At 70.8% G+C, this 15,515-nt stretch carries 14 protein-coding genes; 9 read left to right on the forward strand and 5 right to left on the reverse strand.

Features of this window, described 5'->3' with window-relative positions:
- Positions 1–20: 20 nt before the first annotated feature.
- On the forward strand, positions 21–1,136 hold the full coding sequence (locus EL338_RS06050; RefSeq protein WP_435404924.1) for an adenylate/guanylate cyclase domain-containing protein: 1,116 nt from the start codon (positions 21–23) through the stop codon (positions 1,134–1,136).
- 2 nt (positions 1,137–1,138) lie between these two features.
- On the opposite strand, the gene EL338_RS06055 is transcribed toward EL338_RS06050, so the two are convergent.
- Complete coding sequence (locus EL338_RS06055) at positions 1,139–1,993, reverse strand: AIM24 family protein (protein WP_126332903.1); 855 nt, start codon at positions 1,991–1,993, stop codon at positions 1,139–1,141.
- Positions 1,994–2,077: 84 nt separating this feature from the next.
- On the opposite strand from EL338_RS06055, the gene EL338_RS06060 reads away from it, so the two are divergent.
- Complete coding sequence (locus EL338_RS06060; protein WP_126332904.1) at positions 2,078–2,281, forward strand: hypothetical protein; 204 nt, start codon at positions 2,078–2,080, stop codon at positions 2,279–2,281.
- Positions 2,282–2,387: 106 nt separating this feature from the next.
- Here EL338_RS06060 and EL338_RS06065 read toward each other — a convergent pair whose 3' ends face one another.
- Both EL338_RS06065 and EL338_RS06070 read right to left on the reverse strand, forming a co-directional pair.
- A complete protein-coding gene (locus EL338_RS06065) occupies positions 2,388–4,289 on the reverse strand; it encodes an ABC transporter ATP-binding protein (RefSeq protein WP_163792044.1) in 1,902 nt (633 codons plus the stop codon).
- Positions 4,286–6,031, reverse strand: a complete 1,746-nt coding sequence (locus EL338_RS06070; RefSeq protein WP_126332905.1) for an ABC transporter ATP-binding protein — start codon at positions 6,029–6,031, stop codon at positions 4,286–4,288. The genes EL338_RS06065 and EL338_RS06070 overlap by 4 nt, the downstream gene beginning before the upstream one ends.
- A gap of 193 nt (positions 6,032–6,224) precedes the next feature.
- Here EL338_RS06070 and EL338_RS06075 point away from each other — a divergent pair, with 193 nt between their 5' ends.
- Together EL338_RS06075 and EL338_RS06080 are read left to right on the forward strand one after the other, a co-directional pair.
- Positions 6,225–6,734 (forward strand): DUF3558 domain-containing protein, encoded by a 510-nt coding sequence (locus EL338_RS06075; RefSeq protein WP_126336702.1) that lies wholly within the window; start codon positions 6,225–6,227, stop codon positions 6,732–6,734.
- A gap of 8 nt (positions 6,735–6,742) precedes the next feature.
- On the forward strand, positions 6,743–7,297 hold the full coding sequence (locus EL338_RS06080; protein ID WP_179967172.1) for a DUF3558 domain-containing protein: 555 nt from the start codon (positions 6,743–6,745) through the stop codon (positions 7,295–7,297).
- Between the two features lie 5 nt (positions 7,298–7,302).
- Here the strand turns inward: EL338_RS06080 and EL338_RS06085 are convergent, their stop codons facing one another.
- A complete protein-coding gene (locus EL338_RS06085) occupies positions 7,303–7,830 on the reverse strand; it encodes a SixA phosphatase family protein (protein WP_126332907.1) in 528 nt (175 codons plus the stop codon).
- 100 nt (positions 7,831–7,930) lie between these two features.
- On the opposite strand from EL338_RS06085, the gene EL338_RS06090 reads away from it, so the two are divergent.
- Together EL338_RS06090 and EL338_RS06095 are read left to right on the forward strand one after the other, a co-directional pair.
- Positions 7,931–9,100, forward strand: a complete 1,170-nt coding sequence (locus EL338_RS06090) for a metallophosphoesterase family protein (protein WP_126332908.1) — start codon at positions 7,931–7,933, stop codon at positions 9,098–9,100.
- Positions 9,097–11,718: an AAA family ATPase gene (locus EL338_RS06095; protein WP_126332909.1), complete on the forward strand. Its 2,622-nt coding sequence runs from the start codon at positions 9,097–9,099 to the stop codon at positions 11,716–11,718. Before EL338_RS06090 ends, EL338_RS06095 begins: the two co-directional genes overlap by 4 nt.
- A gap of 64 nt (positions 11,719–11,782) precedes the next feature.
- On the opposite strand, the gene EL338_RS06100 is transcribed toward EL338_RS06095, so the two are convergent.
- Complete coding sequence (locus tag EL338_RS06100; RefSeq protein ID WP_126332910.1) at positions 11,783–13,012, reverse strand: acyl-CoA dehydrogenase family protein; 1,230 nt, start codon at positions 13,010–13,012, stop codon at positions 11,783–11,785.
- A gap of 111 nt (positions 13,013–13,123) precedes the next feature.
- Between EL338_RS06100 and EL338_RS06105 the strand changes: the two genes are divergently transcribed.
- From EL338_RS06105 to EL338_RS06115, 3 genes are all read left to right on the forward strand, one after another.
- Positions 13,124–13,648, forward strand: coding sequence for a hypothetical protein (locus EL338_RS06105; protein WP_126332911.1), 525 nt, complete (start codon positions 13,124–13,126; stop codon positions 13,646–13,648).
- 123 nt (positions 13,649–13,771) lie between these two features.
- Positions 13,772–14,308, forward strand: a complete 537-nt coding sequence (locus tag EL338_RS06110) for a copper chaperone PCu(A)C (RefSeq protein ID WP_126332912.1) — start codon at positions 13,772–13,774, stop codon at positions 14,306–14,308.
- Positions 14,301–15,515 (forward strand): Dyp-type peroxidase, encoded by a 1,215-nt coding sequence (locus EL338_RS06115; protein WP_126332913.1) that lies wholly within the window; start codon positions 14,301–14,303, stop codon positions 15,513–15,515. Before EL338_RS06110 ends, EL338_RS06115 begins: the two co-directional genes overlap by 8 nt.

The raw sequence follows: 15,515 nt of genomic DNA on the forward strand, positions 1-15,515 counted from the left end.
TGCACGGTACGTTGAGCACTGTGCAGGTGGACCCGCGGATCGAAGCCTCCGGGCTGTTGGACGGCCTCGACGGCAGCGCGCGCGCCGAACGCGCGGAACTGATCTCTTGGATGCTGACCGAGGGCTTCTCCGTCGAGCACCTGCGCGGATCCTTCTCGCCGATGCTGCTGGCCTCCCGCCGCCTGATCGGCGACGACGCCACCTACGTGTCCATTCGTCAGATCGCTGAGCAGACCGGGATGGAGATCGACCTGGTGCGACGGGCGTTGCGCGCGTTCGGTCTGCCCAATGTCGATGATCCCGACGAGCAGGTGTACCTGCGGGCCGACGGCGCGGCCCTGATGCACACCGCGCGGTTCCTCGAGATGGGCTTCGATGCGGAGGATCTGCTGCACGCCACTCGCATCCTGTCCGAGGGGTTGTCCAACGCTGCCGAGGTGATGCGCTACGCCGCGTTGGCGGCCGTATTGAAGCCCGGCGCAACGGAACTCGACATCGCCCGCGGGACCGAGCAGGTGGTTTCGCAGGCCGCGCCGCTGCTGGGGCCGATGATCGAGGACATGCTGCTGGTGGCCCTGCGGCACGCCATGGAGACCGAGGCCGTCAACGCCTCCGAACGGGTCTCGGGCACACCGCTGCCCGGCGCGCGGATGATCGCGGTGGCCTTCGCCGACCTCGTCGGCTTCACCCGCCTGGGTGAGGACGTGGAGCCCGCCGAACTGGAACGGCTGGCGCACCGGCTGGCGATGATGGCCCGCGATGTCGCGCAGCCGCCGGTGCGGTTCGTCAAGGCGATCGGCGACGCCGTCATGCTGGTCTGTCCGGAACCGGAACCGCTGCTGCGGGCGCTGCTCGACCTCGCGGGTGCCGCCGAGGCCGACGCCGAGTTCCCGCGGCTGCGCCTCGGGATGTCCTACGGCGAGGCGGTCAGCCGCGCGGGGGACTGGTTCGGCGGTTCGGTGAACCTGGCCAGCCGGGTGACCGGCGCGGCGCGGCCCGGCGCGGTGCTGGTGGCCGAACAAGCGCAGGAGGCGATCGGCGACGTCGACGGGATCCGCTGGTCGTTCGTCGGGGCCCGGCACCTCAAGGGAATCCGGGGCGACACCAAGCTGTTTCGCGCCCGGCCGGCCGACTAGGACTACTGGGTCGGCACGACGGGGGCGCCCTCCGAGGGCTGCACGATGACGAATCCGCTGCCGTGGAACGCCACCTGCAGGGCTTCGCCGGAGCCGCGCCCGATCAGCGCGCCGGCCTTGAAGCTGGTCTTCAGCTGGGTCTGCAGATTCGCCGACCACGCCACCACGGCGTCGGTGTCGGCGAAGGTCGGCGCCTCGGCGGCGTCGAGCACCACCGGCGGCCCATCGGTGGTCAACGCGACCCAGCCGGTGCCGCGCAGCGTCGTGTTGAACAGCCCGCCGGTGGCGATGCTGCCGCCCCGCACGCGCTCGATGTTCCAGTCCAGGCTGCTGGAGAACGCCAACACGTTCTTCCCGCTGATCGACAGCCCGGTGTTGGACAGCTGCAGCAGGTGCACGTCGCAGGCCCGGTCGGCCAGGAACACGTCGCCCTGGCCCTGGCAGCGCATCAGCGGCAGACCCTCGCCGGTGAACGCCTTCTTGATGAACCGCGACGCCCCGCCGCCCTCGAACGCGAAGTCGACGTTGCCCTGGTAGGCGACCATCGAACCCTGCCGGGCCATGAAGGGCTCGCCGAGGCGCACCCGCAGCATCCTGGGGTTCTGGTTGGCGATCGGGGTCCCGGATTTCTCGGCGAAGCGCCCGTCGACCAGGTTGCCGGAGATCCCGGCGAAACCGTCCTGCGCAGGGACGGCCTGCGCAGCGGGCGCGGCCTCGGTCTGCTGCGGTGCGGGCGGCGCCCCGAGCGGCACCTGGTGCACCTGCCCCTGATGGGAGACCTGGTCGGTCCAGTTCTGCCCGTCCCACCAGCGGTACTCGAAGCGGCCTTCGGGATCCGGATGCCATTGGCCTGCCATGTCAGCCCTCCTGAATCGGTCGGTAGGGCCCACAGTAAAGGTGGATCGTTGCCGAACGCAGGCCAAGCACGCATCCTGGAGGGCATGGCAGCTAAGGAAATCGACCGCAACCGGGCAAACAGCGCGCTCGAGGTCATCAAGCAGCATCCGGGGATGGTGTTGTTCCTCGCGTCCCCGGCGCTCATCGTGTTGGCGGTGGTGTGGTTCGCGGCCTCGCCGGGCTGGGCGATCCTGCTGCTGATCACCTTCGTGGCGGCCGGGGGCGCCGCGGTGTTGCTCAAGCGCTGAGTTCGCCCACACAGCCCAAAGTTGCCTTGTTGTACGCATCGCCCGAGTGGACCCGCGCACACCCCAACTCTCGGCGACGGTACTGGGACCACGGATCGCGCCGGGCTCAGGCCTGGGTCATGTCCCAGTAGGCGCCATGGCGCGCCAATAGCTCGGCGTGCGTGCCCTGCTCGACGATGCGCCCCCGGTCGACGACGAGGATCAGGTCGGCGTCCCGGATCGTGGACAGCCGGTGGGCGATGATGAAACACGTCCGGTCCCGGCGCAATTCGGCCATCGCGTGCTGAATCACCAGCTCGGTGCGGGTGTCTACCGAGCTGGTCGCCTCGTCGAGCACCAGCAGCCGCGGCCGGGCCAGGAACGCCCGCGCGATGGTGATCAATTGCTTCTCACCGGCGCTGAGCATGCCGTTGTCGTCGCTGACCACGGTGTCGTAGCCGTCGGGCAGGGCATGCACGAAGCGGTCGACGAACGCCGCCCGGCCCGCCTCGAGGATCTCCTCGCGACTCGCGCGGGGGCGCCCGTAGGCGATGTTGTCCGCGATGGTGCCGCCGAACAGCCAGGTGTCCTGCAGCACCATCGCGATGCCCGACCGCAGCGAGGCGGCGCTGACGGTCGCGATGTCGACACCGTCGATGAGGATCCGGCCCGCATCCACGTCGTAGAACCGCAGCAGCAGGTTCACCAGGGTGGTCTTGCCGGCGCCGGTGGGGCCGACGATGGCCACGGTGGCGCCCGGTTCGGCGGTCAGCGACAGGTCTGCGATCACGGTCCGGTCGTCGTGATAGCCGAAGCTGACGTGCTCGAACTCCACCCGCGGCGGCGAATCCGTGTGCGGCAGCGTGCCGTCGGGATCCGGCGCCAGCTCCGGCTCGTCGAGGAAGTCGAAGACCCGCTCGGCGCTGGCGATGCCGGACTGCAGCGTGTTGTACATGCCGGCGACCTGGGTCAGCGGCTGGTTGAACTGGCGGACGTACTGGATGAACGCCTGGATGCTGCCCAGCGTGATCTGGCCGGTGGCCACCTTGATGCCGCCGAGCACCGCCACGGCCACGTAGCTGAGGTTGCCGACGAACATGGTGGCCGGCGAGATCAACCCGGAGAAGAACTGCGCGCCGAAGCCGGCGTGGAAGACATCGCTGTTGCGTTCGGCGAACATGGTGCGCACCGCGTCGCGGTGCCCGTAGGTCTTGACGACGGTGAAACCGCTGTAGGTCTCCTCGATGAGCGCGTTGAGCCGCCCCGTGTTGTGCCACTGGGCGGCGAACATCCGTTGCGAGCGACGGGTGATCAGCCGCGTCACCCACAGCGACAGCGGCACCGTCAGCACCGTGATCAGCGTCAGCAGCGGCGAGATGGTCAGCATCATCACCAGCACGGCGAAGATGGTCAGGACCGCGGACAGCAACTGGCTGATCGAGATGGCCAGCGAGGTTTGGACGTTGTCGATGTCGTTGGTGACCCGCGACAACACCTCCCCGCGTTGCCGAGTGTCGAAGTGCGACAGCGGAAGCCGATGCACCTTGCGTTCGACGTCGGCGCGCAGGTCCACCATGGTGCGCTGCACGGCGACGTTGAGCAGCCGGGCCTGCACCCACACCGCCAGCGCCGCCACCAGGTACAGCGCCAGCGCCAGCAGCAGCGTCCGCCCGACCGCGCCGAAGTCCACGCCCTGTCCCGGAACGATATTCATCCCGGAGAGCATGTCGGCGAAGGTGTTGTCGCCGCGGGCCCGCGCCGCCTCGACGGCCTGCTCCTTGCTCATGCCCGACGGCAACTCGCGGCCGATCACACCGTTGAACAGCAGATCGGTGGCGTGCCCGAGGATCCGCGGTCCGATGACGCCGAGCGCGATGCCGACGATCGACAGCGCGATCACCGTGAGGGTCAGGGCGCGGTGCGGCGTCAGGCGTTTGACCAGACGCACGGCCGCACCCCGGAAGTCGCGGGAACGCTGCGGCGGCCCCTGGGCCATGGCGCGCATCCCGCCGCGCAGCGGCCCGCTCATCGGCCCTCCCCGGTCCCGGCGTGCACCGATTGCGAGTCGGCGATCGCGGTGTAGGTGGGACATTCGGCGAGCAGACGCTCGTGGGTGCCGATCCCGACCACCCGGCCGTCGTCGAGCACCACCACCTGATCGGCGGCCACGACGGTGGAAATCCGCTGCGCCACAACGACGACGGTGGACTCCGGGGAGAACTCCCGTAGGTTGGCGCGCACCTTGGCGTCGGTGTGCACGTCGAGCGCGGAGAACGCGTCGTCGAACAGGTAGATGGCGGGGCGGCGGATGACGGCCCGGGCGATCGCCATCCGCTGCCGCTGCCCGCCGGAGAAGTTGATGCCGCCCTGGGCCACCCGCATCTGCAGGCCGTCCTTGTGCGCGGCGATGAAGCCGTCGGCGCAGGCCACCCGCAGCGCCTCCCACATGTCGTCCTCGGAGGCGTCGGAGCGGCCGTACCGCAGGTTGGCGGCCACCGTGCCAGAGAACAGGTAGCCGCGTTGCGGCACCACCCCGAACGACGACCACAGCCGCTCGGTGCGGTAGTCGCGCACGTCGACCTCGTCGAGCAGCACCGCGCCGGCGCTGGCGTCGTACATCCGGCACAGCAGCGAGATCAAGGTGGACTTGCCCGACCCGGTGCTGCCGACGATGGCGGTGGTGGTGCCCGGGCGAGCGGTGAACGAAACGTCGTGCAGCACCGGTTGTTCGGCGCCCGGGTATTGGAACGACACCCGGTCGGCGCGCAGCACCGGGACGCCGGTGGCGGCCGGTTCGACGGCGTGCGACGGGTCCGAGACGGCCGGGGTGGTGCCGAGCACCTCGCCGATGCGTTCGGCGCACACCGAGGCCCGCGGCAGCGCCGCGAGGAAGATCGTGGCCATCAGCACGGCCATCAGGATCTGCATGAAGTAGGACAGGAAGGCGATCAGCGCGCCCACCTGCATCTGGCCGCCGTCGATGCGCAGCCCGCCGAACCAGATCACCGCGACGCTCGAGATGTTGATGGTCAGCGTCGTCACCGGCAGCATCAGCGCCTGCCAGCGCCCGGCCTCCACCGCGGTGTCCGACAGCGTCTGGTTGGCGGCGGCAAAGCGATTGTGTTCGAACGGCTCCCGGGCGAAGGCCCGGATCACCCGGATGCCGGCCAGCTGCTCGCGCATCACCCGGTTGATGCCGTCGATCAATTCCTGCATCCGGCGGTAGATGGGCAGCAGGTGGCTGATGATCCAGTAGTTCGCCAGGCCCAGCACTGGGATGCTGACGATCAACAGCCACGCCAGCCCCGGATCCAGGTGGATCGCCATGAACACCCCGCCCACGCACATGATCGGCGCGGTCACCAGCACCGTGAACGTCATCTGCACCAGCATCTGGATCTGCTGGACGTCGTTGGTGGTCCGGGTGATCAGCGACGGCGCGCCGAAGCGCCCGGTCTCGTGCTCGGAGAACGTGGTGACGTGGTGGAACATCGCCGCGCGCAGGTCGCGGCCGAAGCTCATGCCCGTGCGGGAACCGAAGTACACCGCGCCGACCGCGCAGCACACCTGCAGCGCGGTGACGGCCAGCATGACGGCACCGAGCCGGACGATGGTGTCGGTGTCGCCGACGGCCACCCCGTCGTCGATGATGGCGGCGTTGACGGTTGGCAGATACAGCGACGCCAGCGTGCTGATCACCTGCAACGTCATCACGGCGGCGACCAGCGGCCGGTACGGCCGGACATACTGTCGCAGCAGCGCCCGGAGCATCCCGTAACTGTTGCACACCGCCGGCGCCGGCTCGGTGTGGTGGCCGCCTCCGGGCCCCGTCCGGCCCGACCACGCCGAACGACGCGTCAAAACGCCAGGTCAGTGGGCGTGTCGATGGTTCACCGACGGCCCTGCCGCTACAGTGCATGGGGTGAGTGGGAGAACGTGGGCGGCGGTCGCCCTGGCGACGGGGATGGCACTGCTGGCCGGATGCTCGAGCGAGGACCCCAGCGATCCGCAGGCCGGGGGCGACGCGCCGCCGGCCAGCGTCGACGCGCAGCACGGTCCGGTGTTCCCCGAATGCGGCGGCATCAGCGACGAGACCGTCAGCCAGCTCACCCAGGTCGCGGGCCTGGTCAACACCGCCACCAACTCAGTCGGGTGCCAGTGGCTGGCCGGCGGCAGCATCGTCGGGCCGCACTTCTCGTTCACGTCGTTCCGCGGCAGCCCGATCGGGCGCGAACGCAAGACCCAGGAACTGTCCCGCGACAGCGTCGAGGACATCACCATCGAGGGCCACGACGGGTTCATCGCGATCGCCCGCGACCTGCTCACCGGCACCGACACGCTGTGCGAGGTGGGCATCCAGTTCGACGACGACTTCATCGAATGGTCGGTGTCCTACGCTGCCCAGCCCTTCCCGGATCCGTGCGAGGTGGCCACCGAGCTGACCCGCCAATCGATCGTGAACGCGGAGAAATGAGCGATTCGATGCGACACCTTCCTGACTTCGGCGCGCGTCGACGCCGCATCGGCGCCGGCGTGGCCGCCGCGGCGGCGCTGGCGATCCTGACCGGCTGCTCGTCGACGGTGGACGGGACCGCGGTCAAGGCCGGCGCGGGTCCGCGCAACAACGAGTCCGCGGAGACCTACCCGAACCTGCTCAAGGAATGCGACGTGTTGACCAGCGACGTGCTGGCCGAGACCGTGGGCGCCGAGCCCGACGCCATCCAGAGCACCTTCGTCGGGGCCGTCTGCCGCTGGCAGGCCAACAGCCAGACCGGCCTGGTGGACATCACCCGGTTCTGGTTCGAGACCGGCAGCCTGGACAACGAGCGCCGGGTCGCCGAGGAGATGAACTATCAGATCGAGGACCGGCGGGTGGCCGGTGTCGCCTCGATCGTCATGCAGAGCGAGAACGGCTGCGGCGTGGCCAGCGACGCGGCCGGCGTGGTCGGCTGGTGGGTCAACCCGCAGGCCCCCGGGGTCGACGCGTGCGGGCAGGCCATCAAGCTGATGGAGCTCACGCTCGCGACCAGCTCGTAGGAGCTTCAGCGCGGGATGTGGAAGGCGGTCAGCGCGGCGCTGCCCAGCTCCACCGACGACCACGGCCCGTCGATGCGCAGCACCGCCATCGCCGAGGTCGGATACTTCGTCGAGATGTGCTCGGCGGCAGTGGCGTTGGTTCCCGGCGCGCCGGCCAGTCCCAGGGCCAGCGCCGACATCGTCGGTTCGTGCCCGATCACCAGTAGGGTCCGCACGTCGAAGTCGAAGATCTGCTCGACGGCGTTGATCTGCTCGATCACCGCTCCCGGCATGGCGCCGTAGATGCGGTCGGTGACGTGGACGGGCACCTCGAGGCCGGTCCGCTGCAGGGTCTGGCGGGTTCGGGTGGCCGACGAGCACAGCACCGCCTGCACCGGCGGGTCCACCGGCGCTCCGTTGCGCAGCCAGTCCCCGGCCAGGCCGGCCTCGCGTTCACCGCGCGGTGCCAGCGGCCGGTCGTGGTCGGCGACCCCGTCGGGATAGGCGGACTTGGCGTGGCGCAGTAGCACCAGAGTTCGTCGTTGCTCGCTCACACCGGCCACGTTAGGCCAACTTGTCGGGGTGCGGTCATACACTCGCCACGACCGGGCTCGAACAGCCGTCGAGGACGAGAACAGAAGGGTGGGGGAGGCCGTGCGATTCGTGCACACCGCCGACTGGCAGCTGGGGATGACCCGGCACTTCCTGGAAGGTGAGGCGCAGCCCCGCTATTCGGCGGCCCGGCGGGAGGCGGCGGCCGGACTGCGGACGCTGGCCGACGAGCACGGCGCGGAGTTCGTCGTCGTCGCCGGCGACGTGTTCGAGCACAACCACCTCGAACCGGAGGTGATCGGCAAGTCGCTGGAGGCGATGCGGGCCATCGGCATCCCGGTGTACCTGCTGCCCGGCAACCACGACCCGCTGGACGCCTCCTCGGTGTACACCAGCGCGCTGTTCACCGACCAGTGCCCGGACAACGTCATCGTGTTGGACCGCGCCGGGCCGCACCGGGTGCGCGACGGCTTGGAGATCGTCGCGGCGCCTTGGCGGTCCAAGCACCCCACCACCGATCTGGTCGCCGAGGTGCTGGCCGATCTGCCCGCCGACGGGACCACCCGGATCCTGGTCGCCCACGGCGGCGTCGACGTGCTGGACCCGGACCCCACCCGGGTGTCGCTTATCCGGCTGGACGGGGTGCAGGATGCCCTCGAACGCGGCGCGATCCATTATGTGGCGCTGGGGGACAAGCACTCTCGCACCCGCGTGGATGACTCGGGCCGGGTCTGGTACTCGGGTTCGCCGGAGGTCACCAACTACGACGACATCGAACCCGACCCCGGCCATGTGCTGGTCGTCGACATCGACGAGGCCGATCCGGTGCGCCCGGTGACCGTCGACGCCCGCCGGGTCGGGCGGTGGCGCTTCGTGACGCTGCGGTTCGACATCAACGACCGCCGCGACATCGCCGACCTCGACACGAACCTGGACCAGCTGTCGGACAAGGAACGCACGGTGGTGCGGCTGGTGTTGACCGGCACGCTGAGCGTCACCGACCGGGCCGAACTGGACCTGCGCCTGGACCGCCACGCCAATCTGTTCGCCTGGCTCGGCCTGTGGGAGCGGCACTGCGATATCGCGGTGGTGCCCGCCGACGCCGAGTTCTCCGACATCGGCATCGGCGGTTTCGCGGCCACCGCGGTCGCCGAGCTGATGGACACCGCCCGCGGCAGCGACCCCGTCGAGGCCGAGGATGCGCAGGGCGCCCTGGCGTTGCTGCTGCGACTGTCCGGCTCGCTGGCGACGCCGAAAAGCGGTGCGGCATGAGGCTGCATCGGCTGGTCCTGACCAACTACCGCGGCATCGCGCACCGCGAGATCGAGTTCGCCGAGCAGGGTGTCACCGTGGTGTGCGGGGCCAACGAGATCGGCAAGTCCTCGATGATCGAGGCGCTCGACCTGCTGCTGGAATCCAAGGACCGCTCCACCAAGAAGGACGTCAAGCAGGTCAAGCCCACGCACGCCGACGTCGGCGCCGAGGTCACCGCCGAGATCAGCACGGGCCCCTACCGTTTCGTGTACCGCAAGCGGTTCCACAAGAAGTGTGAGACCGAGCTGAGCATCCTGGCGCCGGCGCGCGAACAGCTCACCGGCGACGAGGCCCATCAGCGGGTCCGCGGCATGCTCGACGAGACCGTCGACACCGGCCTGTGGCAGGCCCAACGCGTCCTGCAGGCCGCGTCGACCTCGGCGGTGGACCTGTCGGGCTGCGACGCGCTGTCCCGGGCGTTGGACGTGGCCGCCGGTGACGCCGCCGACGGCCTGTCGGCCGGGCTGTCCGGGACCGAGCCGATGCTGATCGAGAAGATCGACGCCGAGTACGCCCGCTATTTCACCGCGACCGGGCGGGCCACCGGTGAATGGGCGGCGGCCATCGCGGCCACCAAGGCCGCCGAGGAGGAGGTGGCCCGGCGCGCCGCCGAGGTCGCCGAGGTCGAGGAGCGGGTCCGCGCGCACGCCACGATGTCCGAGGACCTCGCAGCCCTGAGCGGGCAGCAAGCGGGCGTGGCGGCGCGGCTGCGGGAGGCGCAGACCGCGGCCGAGGCGGTGGCGGCGCTGACCGCCGAGGTGCGCGCCGCCGACTCGGAGGCGGCCACCAAAACGGCGGCCCAGGCTGCGGCGACCGCCGCGCTCGAGGAGCGTGAGCGGGTGCGCGCCGACGTGCAATCCCGCCAGGAGGCACTGGCGGCCGCCGAGATCGCCGCGGCGCAGGCCGACGAGTCCCAGGCCACCGGCGCCGAAGTGGTGGAGGCGGCCGAGGCCGCCGCGGCCGCGGCCGAGCAGGATCTGCAGGCCGCCGATCAGCGGGTGCGGCTGGCCCGGCAGGTGGTCGACCGGCTCGCCGAGCACGCCGAGGCGCAGCGGCTCAGCGACCTGGTCGGCCGCTTCGATGCCGCGCACGCCGAACACGCGGCCGTCGTCGCGGAGCTGAACCGGATCACCCTGACCGACACGATGTTCCGTGACATCGAGACCGCCGCGGCCGCCGTGGACCGCGCGCAGGCCCAGGCCGAGCTGACCGCGGCCGCCATCGAGTTCACCGCCGAGGCCGACGTCGAACTGTCGCTGGGAGAGCGTCGGATCACGCTGAGCGCCGGCGAGACCTGGGCACTCAGCGCGGCCGACGCCGCGACGGTGACGCTGCCCGGTGTCCTGCGCATCGACGTCAAACCCGCCGCCACGGCCGTCGACACCCACGCGAAACTGGCTGCGGCACAGGAGCATCTGGCCCGACTGTTGACCGAGGCGGCCGTCACCGACCTGGCCGAGGCCCAGCGGGTGCGGCAGCAGCGGACCGAACTGGCCGGGCGGCGCGCCGAACTCGACGCCACGCTGGCGGCGATCACGGGCGCCGAGGACATCGCCGAGCTGCGCGATCGACTCGCGGCGCTGCGCGCCGACCCGGCCCCCGAGGTCGATGCCGAGGCCGCACGCGCCGAGCTGACCGCCGCCGAGCAGGTTCTGGAGCAGGCCACCACGCACGCCGAGACCCAGCGCCGGGTGGTCGCCGCGGCCGTCAAGCAGCTGTCCGAGCGCACCACCCTGGCGACCGTCTCCCGCGAGCGCGTGACCGCGGCCGCCGCCGAGCTGACCGCCGACACCGAGCGGTTGGCCGCGCTGCGCGCCGCGCAGTCCGACGAGGACGCCGCGGCGGCCGCCCGGGCCGCGGTCGAGGCGGCCGGCGTGGCCCAGCAGCGCGTCGCCGAACTGTCCGCGCGGCTGGCCGAGACCGGCCCGGAGGCGGTGAACGCCGAACTGACCGAGGCCCGCGCCGCCGCCGAGGATGTGCAGCGCCGCCACGGCGAGACCGCCCGCGCGCTGCGCGACATCGAGGTCGAACTCGCGGTGTTCGGGACCGAGGGCCGCACCGGGAAGCTGGATGCCGCCCAGATCCGCCGGGAACACGCGGTGGCGGCCTACGCCCGGGTGCAGCGCCGCGCCCGCGCGGTGGAGTTGCTGCGCTCGGTGATGAACCGGCACCGCGACAACACCCGGCTGCGCTACGTCCAGCCCTTCCGCACCGAGGTGGAACGGTTGGGCCGCACCGTATTCGGCGAGACCTTCGAGGTGGAGGTCGACAGCGACCTGTGCATCCGCAACCGCACCCTCGACGGCCGCACGGTGCCGTTCGAATCGCTGTCCGGCGGGGCCAAGGAGCAGTTGGGCATCGTCGCGCGGCTGGCGGTCGCGGCCCTGGTCGCCCACGAGGACACCGTGCCCGTGGTCATCGACGATGCGCTGGGCTTCTCCGATCCGGAGCGGCTGGCCCGGATGGGGGCGGTGTTCGATCAGGTCGGCGCCAACGGTCAGGTGATCGTGCTGACCTGCTCGCCCGAGCGGTACAACGCTGTCAGCGGCGCGCACCGGGTGCTGCTCAGCGCCTGAGGCTCTCTGCGATTTCGGTGCGTTGGGTGGCGGCCACCGCAACCGAACGCACCGAAACCACCCCTCAGAAGTAGGCGTTGGCCGGGATCGGCGCGCCGTGCAGCAGGTTCTCGCCGATCACCCGGGCCTTGTAGACCACCGGGTTGTGCAGTGTGATGGTGCGCACGTTGCGCCAGTGCCGGTCGAGGTTGCGTTGCCGGCTCGCCGCGCTGGCCCCGCCGAGTTCCAGCAGCCGGGTGGCGGCCTCGGGCGCGACCGCGTCGAGATGCACCTTGACCTTGGACACCCGCAGCTGCGCCTCGGCGGCCAGCTCCGCATCCGGAATGCCCTGCGCATCATAGGAATCGGTGGCGGCGCCGATCGCGTCGGCGGCGTCGAGCACCGCGGCGCGCGCAATGTAGGCCGTACTGGCCAGCTCGCCCAGCAGCTTCTGGTACAGCGGATCGTCGACCGGGGCCTCGGTCAGCGCGTGGCTGAAGCTGCGGGTGCGCGAGCGCAGCTGCGCCGCGCCGTCGTCGACCACCGAGGCCAGCACGCCCGCGACCACCGCGTGGATGTAGAGCTGCAACGACGCATACTGCACGGTGGGCTGCGGTTCGGCGTCGTAGGGGCTGTCGACCAGGATCTCGTCGGCGGCCACGGCGACGTCGTCGAAGATCGTGGTGCCGGTGCCGGTGCGGCGCTGCCCGAAGCCGTCCCAGTCGTCGATCAGCTTCACCCCGGCGCGGTCGGTGGGGACGATCACCGAGGCCACCGAGTCGTGATCGGTGGTGGTGGTGACCGTCAGGTAATCGGAGAACAGCGTGCCGGTGCTGTAGAACTTCTCACCGGTGAGCCGGAACCCGCCGGCGCCGTCGGGCAGCAGCCGGGTGTTGAACACCAGGCTGCCGACGGCAAGGTTGCCCTTCTCGCTGAACGCGTTGGCGAACAGCTTCCCGTCGGCGACCTCGCGCAGCCAGCGCAGCGACACCGCGTCGGTGGGGTCGGTGTGCAGGGCGCGCAGCCGCTCCTCGACGAACCAGAAGTGGGTGCGGAAGATGTGCGCGACGATCGGGTCGGCCTGCGCGACGTCGATGAGTGTCGAAAACAGCTGACGGACCGAGTATCCGGGGCCGCCGAAGTCCGCGGGCAGCCGCAGCGTGCCGAATCCGGCGCGCTTGAGCGCCGCGACTTGGTCGAACGGGTTCTCGTCCGCGAGGTCGCGATCCTTGGCGCCGGCCGCAATGTCGGCGAGCAGGGCGCTGAACTCTTCCGAGCCCGGCAGCAGGGTGTGCCGAATGGGTGCTTGTGTCATGTCAGGAGTTCTACCGAGGCGCCCGCACCGGGGCACTGCTTGCGCTCAGCGCGAATCCAATGCCGCGAACTGTCTACTATTTCCCGTAGTAGCACGGGTACCCTGGTCGGCGTGAGGTCCGCCCCTTCGACGGCTTCTCGTCTGCACGGTGTGTCCGTGGCCGCGTGCTCGGCCGCGGTGGCCGTTGCTGCCCACGGCGCCGCGGGCGGACACCCGCCGACCGGCGCCGGGCTGATGCTGGTGTTGGCGGCCTCGGCGACGGTGGGCGCCCTGTCGGCGGTCCACCGCGGGACCACCGCCCCGCACCTGCGGCTGCTCGGCTTCCTGGGCCTCGGCCAGTTGCTAGGCCACATTGCGCTGAGCATCGGCGGCACCCACGCGCACGCCGCGGTGCCCGCCGCGCCCATGCTCACCGCCCACGTGCTGGCCGCGCTGCTGTGCGCGGCGCTGATCCTGCTGTCCGAACAGCTCTGCCAAGTTCTTGGCTCGGTGCTGCGCCACAGCGCCGGGACAGGCGGGTGGATGCTCGGCCGCGACGGCGCCGGCGTCCCCGCCTACCGCTTCGCCCTGATCACGGAGGTGCTCGCCTCCGGTACCGGCAACCGCGGCCCGCCGGTGGTATCGCCGGCCGCCTGATCGCTCACCGAGGGGTGCAGCACGGTCGGGTGTTCCGGCCACGCTGCTTCACCGCCGCTGCCCGTTGCAGCCGCGGCTTCCCTGCGTCCTCGACGCCACCCCTGTCAAGAATGTGAGCCATTGATGAATTCTCTTGTGTTGCTTCGCTCGTTGGCCGTCACCGCAGTGTCGGCGACGGCACTGCTCGGCGTCGGTTGCTCGGCGTCGCCTACCAGCACCCAGGCCGAGTCGATCACCGTGCACGACGCGTGGGTCAAGGCCGTCGACGCGGACATGACGTCGGCGTTCGCGCGGCTGAGCAACGACGGTGCCGCCGACGCCAAGTTGCTCTCGGCCACCTCGCCGGTCAGCCGCGTGGTGGAGATCCACGAGGTGGTCGACGGGCAGATGCAGACCAAGGACGACGGCCTGCTGATCCCAGCGGGCGCCGAGGTGGAACTGCATCCCGGCGCCGACCACCTGATGCTGATGGAACTGCGCGAACCGCTGACCCCGGGCAGCGATGTGGAGATCGTCGCGACGTTCGAGGACGGCTCGCAGCTGCCCATCACCGCGCAGGTCCGGGACTTCGCCGGGGCCGAGGAGGATTACGGGCCGGATCCGCATGCCGGGCACGGATCGGACTCGCACGCCGAGCACGGGTCGGAGTCCCATGGCTGAGTTGAGCCGGCGCCGGTTGCTCGGTGCCGGCGCCCTGGTCGCCGGCACCGCCGGGGCCGCCGCGGTGGTCGGGCCCCGGTTGGTGTCCGACCCCGCCACGGGCGAGGCGGCGGTCGAGCCGTTCTACGGTCCGCATCAGGGCGGGGTGGCCACGGTGCCGCAGCGCTACGCGACGCTGCTGGCGTTCGACCTGCGGCCCGAGCACCGCACCGTCGCCGGCCTCCGGTCGATCATGAAGTTGTGGACCGCCGACGCCGCGCGGCTGACCCAGGGCCTGCCCGCCCTGGCCGACACCGAGCCGGAGCTGGCCACCAGCCCGGCCCGGCTGACCGTCACCGTCGGCTACGGGCCCACTCTGTTCGACGCGCTGCGGTTGACCCGCGCGCAGCCGGCCACCTTGCGCGAGCTGCCGGCGTTCTCGGTGGACCGGCTCGAACCCCGTTGGGGTGGCGGTCATCTGGTGGTGCAGCTGTGCGCGGACAGCCCGCTTCCGGTGAGCCACGCCGTCCGGGTGCTGACCAAGAACGTCCGATCCATGGCCACCGTGCGCTGGATCCAGCGCGGGTTCCGCGAGCCGATCCGGACCGAGGACCCGGCCGGGTCGATGCGCAACCTGATGGGCCAGGTCGACGGCACCGTCAACCTGGCGGGCTCCCAGTTCGACCAGTTCGTCTGGGATCACGGCGAGGACCAGGACTGGTTCGCCGGCGGCACGATCCTGATCGTGCGGCGGATCCGCGCCGAGATGGACACCTGGGATCAGCTCGGCCGCGACACCAAGGAACTGGTCGTCGGGCGCACGCTGGGCTCGGGGGCGCCGCTGACCGGCCACCAGGAGTCCGACGAACCGGACTTCGACGCGCATGTCGGCGGGATCCCGGTGATCCCGCCGAACTCGCACATCGCCCTGGCACGTCACCACAAGGACAGCGAGCAGTTCCTGCGCCGGCCCTACAACTACGACGACCCGCCGCCGGCCGGGCAGATCAGCGATTCCGGTCTGCTGTTCCTGGCGTTCCAGCGGGATCCCGCCGCCCAGTTCGTCCCGGTGCAGCAGCGGATCTCCGACGGCGACGCGCTCAACGAGTGGGTGACTCCGGTCGGTTCGGCGAGTTTCGCGGTGCTGCCCGGGGTGCGCGAGGGCGAGTATCTGGGCCAGCGCCTCCTCGACGCGGTGGATCGGGCGACGAACGGGGACAATGGCTGA

Source organism: Mycolicibacterium chitae, from assembly GCF_900637205.1.
Taxonomy (GTDB): domain Bacteria; phylum Actinomycetota; class Actinomycetes; order Mycobacteriales; family Mycobacteriaceae; genus Mycobacterium; species Mycobacterium chitae.